Below are 17,234 nucleotides of genomic sequence, written 5' to 3'. Positions count from 1 at the left end.
TTGCTGAAAAATCTATGTAATGCTTTGAATTAAGCTAAACAAAAATTCGTTCTATATAAATATCGAAAAGATTGGAATAGACGTTGAACGGAACAATAAGAAATATAAAATAAATAGAATGGATAGGAGATATTATAAGAGAATATGCATAGCCTGTGCTATCACTTTTTAGTGTTAGTTGGCATCTCTGGTGGTAACACAAATATCACTAGCAAATTAGGATTTAGGATCCACTAAATAATGAATAATTATAATAAGTAATTATAAAATATTCAAAAATTTTATATATTCAAACAATATCCCAAAATTTAAAAACGGGTTATGCGGTAACCAGTAGTAATACCTTCTTGGGTAAAAAAAATAGGTTAGCGGCATCATAAAAACAAGGATAGGATGTCAAATGATAGTTAAAACAATTGGAAATAAATGAATCAACATGACAGAATAAAAAATTAAAAACATAGGATGATAGTATATGAAAAAAATAAATCAAAACTTTTTGTTATTATTCTACTCATATTGATTACAAGTACGAATACAATGGGAGAAGTTTTAGGACCAAGCCGCGAAGTGATCGTTGGTTTTAATAAGCCAGTTGGTCCGTCGGAAAAATCATTGATTCAAAATCATGGTGGCATAATTAAAAATAGTTTCCATTTAATTCCTGCTATTGCAGCCAAAGTACCGGAAAACCAGATCGGTGTACTAAAACAAAATCCAAATGTAGCCTATATAGAAAATGATAGAATTTTCATGGCAGCAGATGAGTATACCTATTCATGGGGAGTTCAGCATATCGGAAGTCAACCGGTCCATAATCAGAGTACATATGGAGATGGAGTAAAGATTGCCGTACTTGATACAGGGATTGACTACACACATCCGGAATTGAATGCAAGTTTTAAGGGGGGAGTCAGTTTCGTAACGGATATTTATGGAAACATAATAAAACCGGATGGCTATGATGACAGCGGAACAAGTCATGGCACTCATGTTGCTGGTGTCATTGCTGCTGCAAATAATGGTATAGGAGTTATAGGAGTAGCACCAAATGCAAGCATCTATTCTGTAAAGGTATTAGGTGGAGACACTTTTGGAGAGGCAAGCTGGATAATAGCAGGCATTGAATGGGCTGTAGATAATAAAATGGATATAATATCTATGAGCTTATCATCTATGAACTCAGATGGATCTGACGTTGAATCTTTAAGACTTGCCACTCAATATGCTTATGATAATGGTTCTTTATTAGTAGCCGCTGCAGGTAATAATAAAACCGGTACAGGTTCAGTACAATATCCCGCGGCATTCGATTCTGTTATTGCAGTTGCGGCTACAAATCAAACCGATGAAAAGGCAAGTTTCTCTACCATAGGTCCGGAAATAGAAATCTCTGCTCCAGGAGTGCATATATATTCCACAATAAAGGGCGGTAGTTATGCCTTCAAGGATGGAACCTCTATGGCGACGCCTCACGTTACAGGAGTGGCTGCCTTAATATACCAGGCAAACAAAACAGATACTAATAATGATAGTAAAATAGACAATAAAGATGTCAGAAAAATACTGCAAGATACAGCAAGAGATCTGGGGGATACAGGAAAAGACAATGTATACGGATATGGGATAGTTGATGCTCAGAAAGCAATTCTAGGCACTGAATATGTTCCTGAACCTGGTCCTGAGCCGACTCCAATCCCTGAGCCGACTCCAATCCCTGAGCCGTTTATTACTGATTTAACATTGCTTAGAACAATTGGCTCACCGATCCAAGATGCAAAAAATGCCTCTTTATCTCAAGAAGGAAATTATTCAGTATTGATAAAGAACATCAACCTATCAAAGCTTGATATGATAGTTCTTGAGAATAACACTATCCGAATAAATCTATCCTCCCTGTATGTATTCAATGGTCAGAAAGAGATAAATAAAAATCTATACGTCAAAAATCCGCTCGATATTATATTTATTCCTTATGGCAACCTGCGGTCAGTAGGGTACGTTACAATCAGGAGAATATAATGAAGGACAGGGAAAAATATTAATATTAATATTAATACCTATATTACTGTTATTTGTACATATAATAAGTGCTGCTGAAGAACCACCAAACTCAGATTATATTCCACCAGTTCCATCGAATCTTTCAAATATTCAAGGCAACTTCTGGATTAACTATACCTGGCAGGCAGGGACTGGCAATAAAACGGATAGCTATAATGTCAGTGTGAACGGCACCTGGACAAACGGAACGATCAATACTTATTACAATAGCACAGTTGTGCCGCATGGCTGGAGCAATATAACAGTATGGGCATACAACAACTCCGGTAATGGCAGCCTGAGTTCAATATCAGTATCTCAGGATATACAGTTAGCGAACAATGCACCGTTCCAGTACTTAATCGGGAACAGGGTGGTTAACGAGAACGAGAACCTGCAGTTCAATGTTACAGCTACAGACGCGGATTTAGATCAGATAACGTATGGGACGAACGCAACAAAAGGAACGTTCAACGCAACTACAGGTAACTTCTCCTGGACTCCGGCTTATGGGGACGCAGGGGTTTATTTCTGGTATTTCAACTCAGGCGATGGCTTCGGTGGCATATCAACCGAAAATATAGCAGTGACGGTAAGTAACGTGCCCCTGTCAATTACATCTTCATCGCCTGCCGGTGACCCCGCTACAACAGTTGGAACGTCCCAGGCGTTTGGAATCACTCTAAATAGAATTGCAAGTGTGACATGGTACATTAACGGCTCTATAGTCCAGGCGAATTCAAGCGTAGTATCGGCAGATTATACCAATTCCACAGCAGGAATTGGAGAATATAACGTTACTGCAATTGCCGATGATAGCTATTATTCAGCCTCAAGAACCTGGAACTGGACTGTTATCCCGCAACCTACGTATAATGTAAGCGGATATGTATCCGATAACTATGGTTCGGGGCTCGGAAGCGTACTTGTACAGAACGGAAGCAACCAGAGCACAACACTGGCATCCGGCTATTACCTGATAACAGGTCTGCTTAATGGGACGTACAATTTAAGTTATTCTAAGGCAAACTTTAACACAGGCTATTTAGAAGTTACAGTTAACGGTGCGGATAACACAAGTGCGAATAAAACGATTTACGACACAACACCGCCGGCCTCTGTATACAATGCGACCTCAACTGCAGGCAGCTTCTATATAAATAACACCTGGACGAATCCTATAGATGCTGATTTCAATCATACATGGTTCAGATACGGCAATGGCACTAATTTGCAGAATGTCAGTTCTCCGGTTAGTTACCTTAATATCACCTGGCTGCCGCATTATATTCAGAATATCAGTGCTCAGGCAGTGGATACATACGGAAATATCAACCAGACCATGGTTTGGTTCAATGCCACAATACCTAACAATGCGCCGATTCAGGCCACAATCGGAAATAAGATTGTAAATGAAGGGGGTCTCCTGGCATTTACAGTATCGGCTACAGATATTGATACTGATGCCATAACCTACGGCACCAATACCACAAAAGGTACATTCAATACAACTACAGGGGAATTCTCCTGGATACCTGGATATGGCGATGCAGGAACGTATATGTGGTACTTTAACTCAAGCGATAGCTACGGCGGCATAGCGAATGAGATAATAACAGTTACAGTGAATAACGTGCTACTATCCATTACAAGTTCATCGCCTGTTAGCGATCCAACTACAATAGTTGATACAGCTCAAACCTTTGTTGTAGATCTTAACAGAACCGCAGATGTTACATGGTATGTCAATGGCTCTGCAATTCAAACTAATTCAAGTATAATATCGGCAAGTTATACAAACTCAACAGCAGGTATTGGAGTATATAACATTACAGCAATCATAAGCGATAGCTATGATTCAGCTTCAAGGACATGGTACTGGACGGTTATACCGAAGCCCACGTATAACGTAAGCGGCTATGTATTCGATATCCATGGCTCAGGACTGGAAAGTGTTCAGGTGCAGAACAACAGTAAACAGAGCACTACAGAAGTATCTGGTCACTATTTGATAACAGGTCTGCTCAACGGCACTTACAACTTCAGCTACTCTAAGGCTGGATTCAATACAGGCTATCTGGAGATTACAATCAGTGGTTCAGATATCAATAATGCGAATCTGACAATCTATGATACCACTCCGCCGGATTCAGTAACTAATCCTGCTACAGTGACAGGAAGTTTCTATATAAACAACACATGGATCAATCCAGCGGATGCTGATTTCAGTCATACATGGTTAAAATACGGCAACGATACTACTCTACAGAATGTCAGTTCTACAATTAGCCATCTCAATCTCACATGGCTACCGCACTATACCCAGAATATCAGTGCTCAGACGGTAGATACATATGACAATGTCAATCAGACAAAGGTATGGTTCAACGTAACTATTCCCAATAATGTACCAGTACAATCTCAGATAGAAAACAAGACCGTAGCAGCAGGTGATTTGTTAACATTCACAGTTTCAGCTACGGATGCAGATTCCGATGAGATAACATACGGTACGAATGCTACTAAGGGAGCTCTGAACTCCTCAACAGGCGTATATTTATGGACAACTACCAGCAGTGATGTAGGAACATACATCTGGTCATTTAATTCCACTGATGGCTATGGTGGCGTTGATAATGAAACAATTACGGTAACAGTGAATCCACCGCCTGCTTATATCCCGCCAGTCCCATCGTATCTTTCAGGCACTCAGGGAAACTTCTGGATAAACCATACCTGGCAGGAAGGAGCAGGAAATAAAACAGATAGTTATAATATCAGTGTAAATGGTGTCTGGACAAACGGAACAAATGCCACTTACTCCAATAACAACGTAGGAGCCCATGGGTGGAGTAATATATCGGTTTGGGCGTACAACAACTCAGGTAGTGGCAGCCTGAGTTTAACTTCAATATCGCAGAGTACACAGGTTAATAACAATGCGCCAATCCAATCGCAGGTAGGAGATTTGATAGTAACAGCAGGAGATCCGCTAACATTCACAATAACAGCTACAGATGAAGATTCCGATGTAATAACATACGGCACAAATGCCACAAAGGGGACTCTTGATCCCTTAACAGGAGAATACTCATGGTCAACCACCGGCAGTGATATAGGGACATATATCTGGTCATTCAGTTCCACTGATGGCTATGGTGGTGTTGATAATGAAATAATTACATTAACGGTAACAGCTCAATCTTCTCCAGCAAATCAAAATATGGGAGTGAAGGATACTTTATTTGCCGACTATACAGAAAATATGTGCAGGGACTGTCATACTCAAGGTGTAACCGATTATCATCATTTGCTTGATAATAACAAATATAGTTGTTCCAATTGTCATCCTGTAAATGGAAGTCAGATAACCATAGTCAGAGATTGTAAAACATGCCATGGGAATACATTTAATAATTTGGACATTCGAAGACCCCATCACGAGACAAAAAATGCTCAGGATAGGCGCTGCAGTTTCTGTCATGGTAGTATCGTAGATGATTTTGATGATGAACATTATATACCGACATATGACTTATCCTTCACAAGCCCAAGTCCACACTATAAAGTAATAAATTATACCACTGGTAATAAATTCGGAGGTTGCGAAGCTTGTCATAAACGGAATGATACATACGTTCCTCGAATATACTACGATAATGAGACACACCATATGCTAGGGAACTTGAGCGGTTTCAATCCCCAGAATAGCTCAAAATGTGAAGCATGTCATGAGAATAATGGCTTATATGAATTTGACTCAATAAGATATTGTCAGAAGTGTCATTCTGTAAAATCATTGCATAATATGCAGCATGACTATATCAATACATCAAACTCATCGGGACATGGTCATATAGGCTCTGATCGGGATTGTAACGGGTGTCATGCGTTCTGGGTAACAGCAGATATTAAACCAGCAATCGACTCTATTATACCAACTGTTGATACTATCAGTACAAGTAAGATCAATGCAGGAAATAATACGACATTGACAATTAATGGTGACAACTTTTTACATTCTGCGAATATTTCTGTAGTGATCCTCGTAAATGATACATATAACATGACGTTATATCCAGATTCTCTAAACGATACTGAGATTGCTGTGACAATACCATCATTGGAAAAAGGTCGTTATGGAATATATATTCTAAAGAATGGGAAAGTTAAGAGTAATAGACGCCCGATTATCTCTGTACCTGAGGCAATAATCGACTCGGCTAAAAAGAGTGGTACTGCAATACCGATTAGAGGCTCAGGATTTGGATATTATGATCCTGCATATATAAATTTTACCAATGTAACGATTACAACGATAGATAAGAAAGGAGTTGTGACATATCGAAGAGTTCAAATTGACGATTGGAATGATACATTAATTAACATACACAGTACTGATGCAGCAGCTGGGGATAATGTAACAGTCAATAGCGTTTTTGGCTCTAATTCTACAAAAGTAACCAGGTAAAGCTTCAGGAGTAAAAATAAAAAATTAAGAGGGTGTGCAAATGAATGGCAAAAGAAGAACAATGATGTTTATTACTGCTATTTTAATAGCTATAGCAATTGGTTATATAACCTTTGCATCTACATCTCCCTATGATTCAGAAGAGGGTTGCAGAAGTTGCCATGGATCAGTAGTCGATAGACATCATCTTTTGGCGCAAAGTAATACGTATAATTGTATAAATTGTCACCCGGTAAATTGGAGCACTGAAAATCAAAGCTTCTCAGTTACAGTTACTAGAAATTGTCTGTTATGTCATATAAGCAAAAATCATACGGATATCCACCATATATTTGTATCTCAAGGATTATATGGATGTAAAGATTGCCACAGGATGTTGTATAATGAAACTACTCAACAATATTATCCTGAAGTGATCCGGAGTTGTTTTACTTGTCATAATAGTACAACAGGTAGAGTTACATTCCCATGGAATCAAAATCAAACTCCTACGCCTACACCAACACCTACACCGACGCCTACACCAATTCCAGATCCTAATGCCCCAACAGGATTGCACAGATCAATAGGTTGTCCAATATGTCATGTTCAAAAGCCTGTGGAAGAAATATGTTATCAATGCCATAACGATTCTAATAATTCATATCGCGGTATTAACATCTCTTATCAATTCACTATTAGAAACGATAGCTTCGCTGGAATGGGAAAAGGTTCTTATAATAAGGTTAATACGAGACATGACATTACAGATGCAGACCAATATAATAGTTCTACAAAATTAGAATGTACAGATTGTCACAGCGCTCACAATGCGAGCAGGGAAAATATAACAATAAACCCAGACGACAGGATTAATTTTAATAAAACCATGATTCATCCTGGCACCAATGAAACGGTGACAGATTCCATTACATTTTGTCTTAAATGCCATGATAATACATGGGCCCCAAATGTAACAGGACCTTCAGTTATTATGAAAATTTCAGCGATATATTATGATACCTCAAATAAAGGTGATACGCATGGAGCTGCTGCTGGCCGAGGTAATAGCAGGTTAATAGGACCTTATAATGGAAGCAATAGTACTGGCGTTTCACCTATGCCTTGTACTGATTGCCATGATCCTCATGGTGGTAAGGGTATATACCACCTAAAGACGCTGACAGACCAATATGGCAAACCCATTACGATCACATCTTATAATATAAATAATCATACCGTGGCTCATTGGTGTTCGAGTTGTCATTATAACCCAATGAATCAACTCGATGGTACGAGAGGTAATTGTCTGACTAGCGGATGCCATATTCACGGAAAGAGATTCTAATCGAAAATAAAAATAAATAGGAAATCTAAGATAAAAACCGGATAAAGAAGGATGGGATGAAAATCGATATGAAAATTTTTAAATTAAGGAGGTCTAAATAATGGGAATAGGAGTATTAATAGTTGCTGTTGGGTTGATTTACAAGAAACGAGATAAAATACAAAAGGCGTTCATCAGATGTAAAAATAAAATAATCAAGAATAATCGAGATTTTATAATCCGATATGAATGAGATAATAGAGGCAGGAATAATGAACAAAATAGCATGCACTGGAATAACATGTAATTTTAAAGGTCATATAAAATTAGTGTTTTGTATTTTTTCTCTGTCTATATTGTTTCTTCTTACAACCACAGGCTCAAGCTATGCAACTCCGAATACCAATGTTCATGATAACCTGGATAAAAATCCAAAAAACGTGGATTGCAGCAGCTGCCATATTAACAAACATGCTCAACCGGGTAAGCTCCCCGATAGTAATCAAAAAACCACTCAAGCAAATACCATAAATCCTCTCTCAATTCCCCAATCCGGCATACAATCGCTTGCAACAGCCGCGGTATCCGGAAACATCACACTCATAACAAGTTTGGGACAAAACTGGTATCAGCAGGGGATATATGGGCCAAATACTTATAACTATACTATAGATAAAAGCTGGGGCTGGACATTTTTTGATGAAGCACCCCCAAGCGGGTTCATAACTCCTCCTGAAAAAATAACCCAAAGGAACGGCGTATACGCTCTTCTTCTTGATAGCGGTAACAATAGCAGCCCGATAATAGGTGCACAGGTTACAGCAAATGTAACTTACTGGAAATATGATGGTGTAAATTACACAAATCATACCACTCAGGTTCAGCTCATGGAAGATATAAACCACAGCGGATTATATAGTGGAAGCTTCAATTTCTACGGTGGTACGACATACAGTGGTATGGGCGGGTGCGACGGCTGCCATGTTTCGTTATACGGTGTAACCGATACACTGGCAGGGTACTTCCCCGGAAGCTACACAGCCGAAGTTACAGCCAATGCAGGCGGCAAAACAACAACATCAAAAGTAACCTTTGAAGTAACACCGTGGGGGTGTGAAGACTGCCACGGAAGCGGGAACCAGCATGGAATATCATCGGTAGATCTGGATTCAGGCTGCTACCTTTGCCACGGCATAAATCAACTGGTACATGACGGTACAGATGCTGGAAACCCGCACCAGAATACAGCCCATAGAAATATTGAATGCACCGATTGCCACACCAACAAAAGCCTGAATCCACAGACTTTCAACGGCGTAACATTCGTTCAAGGCGGCATCAACAATGCCCCCTTGCCGCAGTATAACCATAATACAACACAGCTTAATGGCGGTATTCATACAAATCTCTCCTGCATTGATTGCCACAACGATCTGCTATTATCAGCTCTTGCGGGAGGATACAGAGAGGATAATTACACTATCAGAAATACTGTCAATAATTATGATCCAAGCTTTGCAAGCATACAGCAGTTCCAGGATTATTATGTAATAAACGTGAGTCAGGCAGGACCACTCAGGATTACTCTTGACTGGGGTGGGCTAACAAATATAGGTTTTTATCTATACCCGCCCAATTTCAACCCGCGAAACAGGTCAACCCTCGTTACACCGGATAATGGTGCTTATCCTTATTACAGCGGCTCGACCTTCACTAATAAACCGGAATACTACACAAATAATACACCGATGGCAGGAGAATGGGTTCTTGATGTATACGGTTATAACCTGTCGGATTCATGGATAGGAACGCTCCAGCCGCCGATAAACTATGTTATAAACTCTACTTACCCCATACAGCAAAAGAATCTCCCGAAAGTACCGGAATGCAGCACCTGCCATAGCCCAAGCGCAACAGGCAAAACATACACAAAAAGTGAAATCCCGAACTGGAATCCCGGCTTTGCCCACGTTGATACAAACAATGATGGCACTAAAGATATTCAGTGCAGGATGTGCCATAATTCAATACACGATATAACAGTCAAACAATGCCAGAGCTGCCATACCACAGCACCGGTAAACCATCCCATAAGCGAGCCGGCGTTCACCCAGTACACTCAAAGCCAATGCCTTGCATGTCACGGCGACCCACACAATGTGACCGCCACCGGCGGGGATGCCTGCATCGAATGCCATGGTACCAATTACACTGGTGCAAATCCGATGGCAAGGACTACATTGGTTGACATATACGCATTTAACGAATCCATCCACAGGAATATCAACAATACACCTCCAGATACTCTAACTAACAATGATTGCTGGAGATGCCATTATCAGAAAGATATGAACCGTCAGAACATAAGGAAATGCGGCGACTGTCACAGGAAGCCGAGCCAGTGGCATGGTAACGCGAATATTACAACCAACCTGTCAAAAATCTGGTGATAGTAAGAAGACAAGTGAATAATAAATATAAGATGTTAAAAAGAATAGATTAAGCGCCAAAATAATGTAAAAAATAAGCCTATAATATTGGGCTTTAACTAATAAAAACAAAGTCAATATCAAATTAATAAAAGCAAGCCTAGCTCCAATAGACAATCCAGTTAGAAAAGAAAGAATTAACAAATCGCTTACTAATATAAGCGAAGCGGAATCAAAAACCCATTTTTGGTGTACAACTTTTCCTTTGGCTAATATTAGCAAGGCTCCGAGTAAAATAAATATCATAAAAGAGAGAACAATTAAGTTAAGCGGCTCATTTGCTATCGACAAATTTCCAAAAATTCCTATAGAAAAGATAAAATAATCAAACTGATAACCAATAAAGGGGATTCTTTGCCCTTTATTTTGGTTCTCTCTTTGGTAATTGCAAATAAAATTCCAAATGTAACCGCAAATAGTATGTGAAGCCAATAAGATATCAAAGATCGAAGCATTTCATATCCTCAACAAAATAAAAAATAAACGTTATTCCTGTTAGTAGGCATAAACATCGCCATCAAGCAACCACGAATATTCTCCTGAATGGTTAGCACTCCACCAATAGTCGAATTCACCATTATTTTTTCCCTGAATTTTCCGATAAATCCATATGTGTCCACATACCAATGCGTATCGAAAGATGATGGATTGGCAGCCCAAGCGCTGACGCTACGCCAGTTATAACTCACAGTTCCGCCTGAATTGACAGTCCAGCTTATTTGATGAGTTGTTTCTGATAGGTCTTCGCCTACTGCGTCATCAGTAATAACACCCACTGTTGCTGTATAGGTTCCACTCGTCACAGCCACTGTATATGCATCTGAGGTTAAGTCATCTTTATTATTTTCAATTTTGGTATCAGTGGGCATCCGTTTAACCAAGTCAGATATTGGCAGCTTAGTAGTTTTATAAGTTTTCTTCGACAGGTTTACCTCCCAGTGGAAGTATAATGGAGAAGTTCCTATTTGTTTCTGATCATTGCTCTGCACGGTCACTGAGCCGTCAGACCAAGGATAACTTCAAAAGAATCAAGTATAACTTCACTACCTGCTTCAGGTTGAAGTTGAATTGTATCTAAAATTTTTTTATCTTTATCCTTACTTGCTCCCTGTGCGCTCACCAGAGGCACAAACGCCATACTCACTATCAGTACTGCCGTAAGCATCGCGCCCAATTGCATCCCTTTACTTCCCTTCATATTTTTTGTTCCTCCATCATATTTCCTTTAATTCTTTGCTGCCTTCATCAAGCGCGCCGCTGGTTTTAAACAACCTTAAAGCAAACATTGCCAAGCCTTCGGGCACTGGGGTTTGGTTACGCTTCATACGAGGCCAAACCCTTCTTCTTTTGAACATAACTCAAAAGGCAATATAAGCAGCCAAAGCGTTCGAAAGGTTTGAACACTTTCGGCAGGCTTAAATAGTAATAAGCAAATTTTTTGCTAAATGATGGAAGATAGGGATTTGCTTATTGGCACTAAAGACAATAAACTCATAAAAGGACTTTCATCAGATATAAGAAGAAACATTCTTAAGAAACTTAATACCAGAAACAAGACGGTTTCAGAATTATCTCGTGAACTGAAAACTGGTAAGTAGACTATTTTTTATAATATCTCTGCTCTCTTAGATGCATCGCTGGTTAAAAAGCTGGAAAACGGAAATGAATTTGTTTATTGCACTGACAGATGGTGCCAAAGAATTATTTGATTCTAAAGAGAAAATCAAGCTTACAGTATTGCTAACATCCACGATAATCGCATTCCTTGGAGGGATTGTCAGCATTTATAGGTCATTTGAAAATGTTATTCCCATGCCGGGCAGAATAATTCCCCCTCTGCCGAATAAAATATCTATTATCTCTTCGCTACAGCTACAGTATTTGATTGTTGGGATAATTTTACTTATTGTTTCAACATTTATGTTTATCTATATTTTCAGAGTTCTGAAATGCATGAGAACGAATACAAAACCATTTTCTTAAACTACGAATCGATTCGTAGCTATAGCAAGCTCTTTTAATATCCTTGCCTATTAATAATAAGAATGCCAGAAAATGAGAAAGACCCGGGCGATGAAAAGCTCCTTATTCTGCCTCTGGGAGAAGAATCCAAGAAGATAACGCAGGTTATATCAAACGACACTGCAAGGCAGATAATCGAGCTTCTTGCAGATACACCTCTATCTGCTTCGGATATTGCAGTGCATTTACAGGCGCCTCTTACAACGATTACCTATAACCTTGAGAATCTGGAGAGCGTGGGACTTGTTAAAGTTGATAGGATAAAGTACAGCGAGAAGGGGCGGAAGGTTAAGATTTACGCGCCTGTGAGAAAGCTCATTGTAGTTGTGCCTGAGAAGACTGATAGAAAATCGGTAGCTGACGTACTCAAGAAGTATATGGGCGTAATATTGGCTGCTGTGCTTGCTTCAAGCCTGGTTGAATTTTTCATGAGAAGCGCTGGCAGGAGCACAAAAATGATACAGATAACTAGCGATTCGGTTGATTCAATGCCTGTTCCGGCTCCAGCCGTTCCGCCGATGCCTTCCATTACTTCCACGCCTGTCAGGATGATTAATGAAACTATAAAAGGCGGAGACTTCGGTGGAATAGTTCCCACTCCAGTTGCTACTCCAATGGTTCCCCCGGCGCCTACAGCAGAAGTTCAATCCATACCTGCCGCAACATCAACACCAATCATTCCTGCGCCAACATCAGTATATGCATGGAAAGCCAATGCTACAGCGTCATCTGACCAAGCGGTACCAGTTTCACTTCCAGAAAGCGGTGTACTGAGCAAGGAGGTGCCTGACATTTTCACGAGATTAGCCGATACAATTACTGCACATCCCGGGCTCTTGTTCCTCCTCGGATGCCTATTTGTAATTGCACTACTTGTTGTCCTGGATTATCACAGAAGGAGGAAAAATGGTGGTGCGGCGAATGTTGATGAGATATTAATGATGCTTTAACAAAAACGTTATTAGCAACCAGTTGGAAACTGGTTTCACATACCTTGGAATTGAGATTGTGCCACTTTTGTACATAGTGCTTTTAGTTACAGCAGGCGCAATCATTATAGACGGCATTAGTAAGTTCGCAAACAAGCTAGTTGATGCTTTGGCAAAAAAGCAGGCAGTCAGCAACGAAGAAATAAATACAAAAATAGAACTTATAATTCAGAGGATGCAGGTTATAGAGAATAAAGTTGATAAAATTAATACAATACTGGAAAAGGTCTCAGAGTAGGCAGTGATTGAATAGCGGCTATCTGCTGTTCCATGCTAAGATTTGTCGAGAATTGTCACAGAAAATATATAAGACCTGTTGTAATTTAATAGACTACAAGGTGATAAATTGATAGGTATTAGTATTGGTGTAATGGGGATTATTTTAATTCTCGCTGTGATTGTATTATTAATTTTCTGGCTCTGGATGCTGATAGACTGCCTGAAGAGACCGGATGAGAAGTTCGCAATCGGTGGGAACAATGCCAGGTTAATCTGGGTTCTGGTCATAATTTTTATAGGATTTATCGGGGCGTTGCTTTACTATTTCCTTATTATTAAAAGAAATGATTGGAGATAGAGGATAGAAATGAGGAACTTCACAATAATATTTGCGCTGATGGTGATATTTGTGGTCGCAGTTACAACAGGATGCGTTTCTAAAGAAGCTCAAGAAGCTAAAATAGCCGGAGATGTCGGATATTCCATAGGATACATAGATGAGAACCAAACCAATATTCAAAAAATTTCCTGGACGGCAAGCATTACAAATACAGGTGACAGAATAGCTGAGGACGTCAAGGTAGATGTTATTCTTCACCCCAACATCACTTCAAGGCTGAATACAATTGAAGAAAGCACTGTACTGCTGGGGGACTTGAAGCATGATGTCTGGAAAGGATTTAAAGGCAATGTAACATTTATCACAACTGGCATGAGCAAGCAAGAAATAGCGACATGGGATACTCTGGTGAAGATAAAGGTGATATGGGTTGAAGATGGGAAAGTAAATGAAAAGATTCTCCCAGTAAATAAAAAAATATTTCAAAAACGAGTAAATGAAACTTGATAAATTAATGAGGGAAGGGGAATGAAGCCGCAGGAGCGCTACGGGCAGACGATAATACTGAGAACGGCAGGCATGTTAATCTTCCTGTACGATATGGGATTCTGCTGATCGAAAAGTACCGCCAGGGAGAGGCAAGGTCCGAATTATGAAATGTACTTACTGCACCGATAGCGGTCACATGGACTTCGCTGGCAATTGGACTTCTTTTCGGGGTGATCACGACCACGGTGGCAGGGGCTTTATCCTGCTAATAAGGCTGCAATGCTTAATCATGTAGAGGCGCTGCGGGCGGAGTAGGGATATGAGAGGCATATCTACATCCTTTAAAATTATTAGCCAGTCTGTTCAATTATGTGCCCGATAAGCCGCTTCTCTGCTTTATGCAAATGCTCAAGCAGAGTCGTCTTATGCATTCCAATTTTCCTGGCAAGCTCGCCAGCATTGATTTTCCTTGGATGATCGAAATAGCCGTTATTGTACGCATGCAGAAGTATTTCTTTTTGCTTTCCGGTGAGTGCGCTGAACACGCTGCTGATATGGGGGTCGTATTTTTGCACGGACAATACTTCAAATCCCCAGTCATTTTCCCTGGCTGCTGTTATGATATCGAATAATTCATCAGATGAACCTACCATGCTGAATTGACATGTGTCTCCTTCAAAAATTATAGGATACTCCAGTTTAAGATCAAATTGACCAATGAACCTGGAAATCTCATCCGAGAACTTTCCTTTTACCAGGCAAGTATAATTTCTACCTTCATTTCTTAAAACAACCAAATCAGTGATAAAATCGCTTTTTAATCCTTCGATACCAATTCCATCCCTGACTGAAATATTGCAAACCTCAGTATGCGCGGCGGGTGTAAAATTGAAAATTGAAATGACCTCAAGTCGTTCCACCATGCCAGCAAAATAAATACAGCAGTGCAGGATATTGCCTGCAGCGCGCACTGTCATTTTCCTCATAAATACCTTATTTGTATAGTAAGCTTATATATATATATAACCCTACATGTTTGGGTAAAAATCTATCCTTTTTGACTGCGTTTTATCAAATACCATGAGTAAAATAATGAAGAACTTAATAAAAACAAGTAAAGGAGGCTGTTTTCATGCAGCTCGGTTTTCGTAAAAAGGGTTCCGAACCAGGAATTATCATTATCAGCGGAAGCTGCTGCATCCCCGGAATGGCTCCCTTCGATGAGCAGGCTAAGAATGTAGTGGAGCAGGCACTCTCCGAGGCAGATGTAAAAGCACAGATAAAGATAATTCCTGCCAGCGCTGCCTACTTTGGTGCCGTTCCCAAAGAGGTAATGACAAAAATAATAACTGAATTCAATCAATCCGGCAGGATGCCACTCCCTGCGGTTCTTATCAACGGCAGGATTATCTCGTACGGTGTGCCGCAGGTCGAGGACATAAAAACAGCACTTCTTCAAACTATGGACGCAGGGAAAACTAAGGAGGATACAAAATGAATAAATATCTCAAGAGACTTATGCTTCCCACCGTGGGCGCTTCAATAAAACAGTTCCCTTGAAAAAGAGAATTTTTTTAACGGGGACGGCGGAATATCGGATTAATTTCTCCCTTCTCGGTGAGCGCGATAGAGTCTTAACGGGCATAGCGGCTCATATGCAACGCTGGGATGATGCCATAGAAGATGCGGACAGGCTTGGCAAGAAGCTAATCGGGGAGCTTGAGAAAAACAAGGGATCGTATCCGCTGTGGCAAATGCCATTTATTTACAAAAAATTAACATGTTTTGAGTTTCCAAAATCGTAATGTAACATTTCAAAACCACTTGCCTGGCAATTGTTTCGGGGTATATTGTTTTATATAATCTACCGCATCTTCAGCGGATTTTGAAACACAGTATAGTTCTTTAAAATCCTTTTTCGCAAAATTCTCCTGATAACCGGTTTCAAACTGAGCTATCAGATTATCATAGTAGCCGTTAGTATTTATGAAAACAACCGGTTTATTATGAAGCTGGAGCTGCTTTAAAGTGATTATCTCCATAATTTCTTCCATCGTTCCAAAACCGCCTGGTAATGCTATAAACGCATCAGATTTTGACTCTATGATTTCTTTCCTGTCACGCAAATTATTTGATACTATTAACTCATCGGCTTCCTGATAGGCGATCCCTTTTTCTACCAGTGACCTGGGAACCACGCCAGTAACTTTAGCTCCATGATTCTGCGCAGTTCGTGCAATAATTCCCATCAATCCCACATCGGCTCCACCGAAAGTCAAATCAAAACCTTCCTGACCGAGCCTTTTTCCAAGGTCTACGGCTGTATCACGGTATACAGAATTTACTGCTGAACTCGATGAACTGAAGACGCAAACTGTTTTAATCATATTTTCCCTTTTTTCGATATGCTATATTACCTTCACCTTTTTGCAGCAAATGGTCTGAACATAATATAATTTTATCGGCAGCAGTACAAATACAGGGGCAAGAACGAATGCCTGTCGGTCAAATGGGAGTCTATTAAAATTAATCTTTTGATCATTTTTTCAGTTGAAGGCGATCTGCTGAAGACATACGGCGTATATAAACTCCATTCAAAGAAGAAAACTTCATGGGGTACTGATGCCGGAAATCTTCGGTCTTTATAGGAATTCGTATAATCTTCTATTTTTGCGTAGCTCCACGCCTTTATTTTTAATATGTGCAAGTTCATGAGCCAGTACCGTTTCTAATTCTTTATCCCTGGTAATTCATGTAGCTATAACTTTCTCATCATCCTAGTCAACATCACCCCAAGATGAATATGGTAGTGCCATTATATTACACCTGAATTTCGATGATTTTGGTAACTATGTTTTTGAGTTTT

General features: G+C 39.8%; 17 protein-coding genes. 11 read left to right on the top strand and 6 right to left on the bottom strand.

The genetic code is table 11. From position 1 onward, the window contains the following. The first annotated feature begins 465 nt into the window (after positions 1-465). The 4 genes from MNV_RS07340 to MNV_RS07325 all read left to right on the top strand — a co-directional run bounded on the left by MNV_RS07340 (position 466) and on the right by MNV_RS07325 (position 10,270). Positions 466-2,022 carry a S8 family peptidase gene (locus MNV_RS07340; RefSeq protein WP_096204867.1) on the top strand — a complete coding sequence of 519 codons (1,557 nt, stop codon included), beginning with the start codon at positions 466-468 and terminating at the stop codon, positions 2,020-2,022. Positions 2,023-2,227: 205 nt separating this feature from the next. Next, positions 2,228-6,514: an IPT/TIG domain-containing protein gene (locus tag MNV_RS07335; RefSeq protein ID WP_096204866.1), complete on the top strand. Its 4,287-nt coding sequence runs from the start codon at positions 2,228-2,230 to the stop codon at positions 6,512-6,514. Between the two features lie 40 nt (positions 6,515-6,554). After that, entirely contained in the window at positions 6,555-7,841 is a 1,287-nt protein-coding gene (locus MNV_RS18995; RefSeq protein WP_143311686.1) for a cytochrome c3 family protein, read from the top strand. A 224-nt stretch (positions 7,842-8,065) separates the two neighbouring features. Further along, positions 8,066-10,270, top strand: a complete 2,205-nt coding sequence (locus MNV_RS07325; RefSeq protein WP_096204862.1) for a cytochrome c3 family protein — start codon at positions 8,066-8,068, stop codon at positions 10,268-10,270. Here the strand turns inward: MNV_RS07325 and MNV_RS07320 are convergent. The 3 genes from MNV_RS07320 to MNV_RS07310 all read right to left on the bottom strand — a co-directional run bounded on the left by MNV_RS07320 (position 10,256) and on the right by MNV_RS07310 (position 11,507). Then, positions 10,256-10,741 (bottom strand): hypothetical protein, encoded by a 486-nt coding sequence (locus MNV_RS07320; RefSeq protein ID WP_096204860.1) that lies wholly within the window; start codon positions 10,739-10,741, stop codon positions 10,256-10,258. The genes MNV_RS07325 and MNV_RS07320 overlap by 15 nt on opposite strands. 32 nt (positions 10,742-10,773) lie before the next feature. Further along, on the bottom strand, positions 10,774-11,190 hold the full coding sequence (locus MNV_RS07315) for a hypothetical protein (RefSeq protein WP_179293856.1): 417 nt from the start codon (positions 11,188-11,190) through the stop codon (positions 10,774-10,776). 110 nt (positions 11,191-11,300) lie between these two features. Next, positions 11,301-11,507 carry a hypothetical protein gene (locus MNV_RS07310; protein WP_096204857.1) on the bottom strand — a complete coding sequence of 69 codons (207 nt, stop codon included), beginning with the start codon at positions 11,505-11,507 and terminating at the stop codon, positions 11,301-11,303. Positions 11,508-11,754: 247 nt separating this feature from the next. On the opposite strand from MNV_RS07310, the gene MNV_RS18990 reads away from it, so the two are divergent. The 5 genes from MNV_RS18990 to MNV_RS07285 all read left to right on the top strand — a co-directional run bounded on the left by MNV_RS18990 (position 11,755) and on the right by MNV_RS07285 (position 14,386). Further along, positions 11,755-11,907, top strand: coding sequence for an ArsR family transcriptional regulator (locus MNV_RS18990; RefSeq protein WP_143311684.1), 153 nt, complete (start codon positions 11,755-11,757; stop codon positions 11,905-11,907). A gap of 447 nt (positions 11,908-12,354) precedes the next feature. Then, positions 12,355-13,281 (top strand): ArsR/SmtB family transcription factor, encoded by a 927-nt coding sequence (locus tag MNV_RS07300; RefSeq protein ID WP_096204853.1) that lies wholly within the window; start codon positions 12,355-12,357, stop codon positions 13,279-13,281. A gap of 22 nt (positions 13,282-13,303) precedes the next feature. After that, on the top strand, positions 13,304-13,558 hold the full coding sequence (locus MNV_RS07295; RefSeq protein WP_143311683.1) for a hypothetical protein: 255 nt from the start codon (positions 13,304-13,306) through the stop codon (positions 13,556-13,558). A 108-nt stretch (positions 13,559-13,666) separates the two neighbouring features. Beyond that, positions 13,667-13,897 carry a PLDc N-terminal domain-containing protein gene (locus MNV_RS07290; RefSeq protein WP_256999988.1) on the top strand — a complete coding sequence of 77 codons (231 nt, stop codon included), beginning with the start codon at positions 13,667-13,669 and terminating at the stop codon, positions 13,895-13,897. Between the two features lie 9 nt (positions 13,898-13,906). Then, positions 13,907-14,386 (top strand): hypothetical protein, encoded by a 480-nt coding sequence (locus tag MNV_RS07285; RefSeq protein ID WP_096204847.1) that lies wholly within the window; start codon positions 13,907-13,909, stop codon positions 14,384-14,386. Between the two features lie 332 nt (positions 14,387-14,718). On the opposite strand, the gene MNV_RS07280 is transcribed toward MNV_RS07285, so the two are convergent. Then, positions 14,719-15,354: a helix-turn-helix domain-containing protein gene (locus MNV_RS07280; RefSeq protein WP_096204846.1), complete on the bottom strand. Its 636-nt coding sequence runs from the start codon at positions 15,352-15,354 to the stop codon at positions 14,719-14,721. 146 nt (positions 15,355-15,500) lie between these two features. Between MNV_RS07280 and MNV_RS07275 the strand changes: the two genes are divergently transcribed. After that, a complete protein-coding gene (locus MNV_RS07275; RefSeq protein WP_096204844.1) occupies positions 15,501-15,866 on the top strand; it encodes a hypothetical protein in 366 nt (121 codons plus the stop codon). A gap of 157 nt (positions 15,867-16,023) precedes the next feature. Beyond that, on the top strand, positions 16,024-16,173 hold the full coding sequence (locus MNV_RS19470) for a hypothetical protein (protein ID WP_179293855.1): 150 nt from the start codon (positions 16,024-16,026) through the stop codon (positions 16,171-16,173). Between the two features lie 9 nt (positions 16,174-16,182). Here the strand turns inward: MNV_RS19470 and MNV_RS07265 are convergent, their stop codons facing one another. Both MNV_RS07265 and MNV_RS21210 read right to left on the bottom strand, forming a co-directional pair. Further along, positions 16,183-16,755 carry an LOG family protein gene (locus MNV_RS07265; protein WP_096204841.1) on the bottom strand — a complete coding sequence of 191 codons (573 nt, stop codon included), beginning with the start codon at positions 16,753-16,755 and terminating at the stop codon, positions 16,183-16,185. 255 nt (positions 16,756-17,010) lie between these two features. Then, positions 17,011-17,118: a M48 family metalloprotease gene (locus MNV_RS21210; RefSeq protein ID WP_143311687.1), complete on the bottom strand. Its 108-nt coding sequence runs from the start codon at positions 17,116-17,118 to the stop codon at positions 17,011-17,013. Positions 17,119-17,234 lie beyond the last annotated feature (116 nt).

The organism is Candidatus Methanoperedens nitratireducens (genome assembly GCF_900196725.1).
Classification (GTDB): Archaea; Halobacteriota; Methanosarcinia; order Methanosarcinales; family Methanoperedenaceae; genus Methanoperedens; species Methanoperedens nitroreducens_A.
This window is presented reverse-complemented; position numbering and strand designations above follow the sequence as displayed.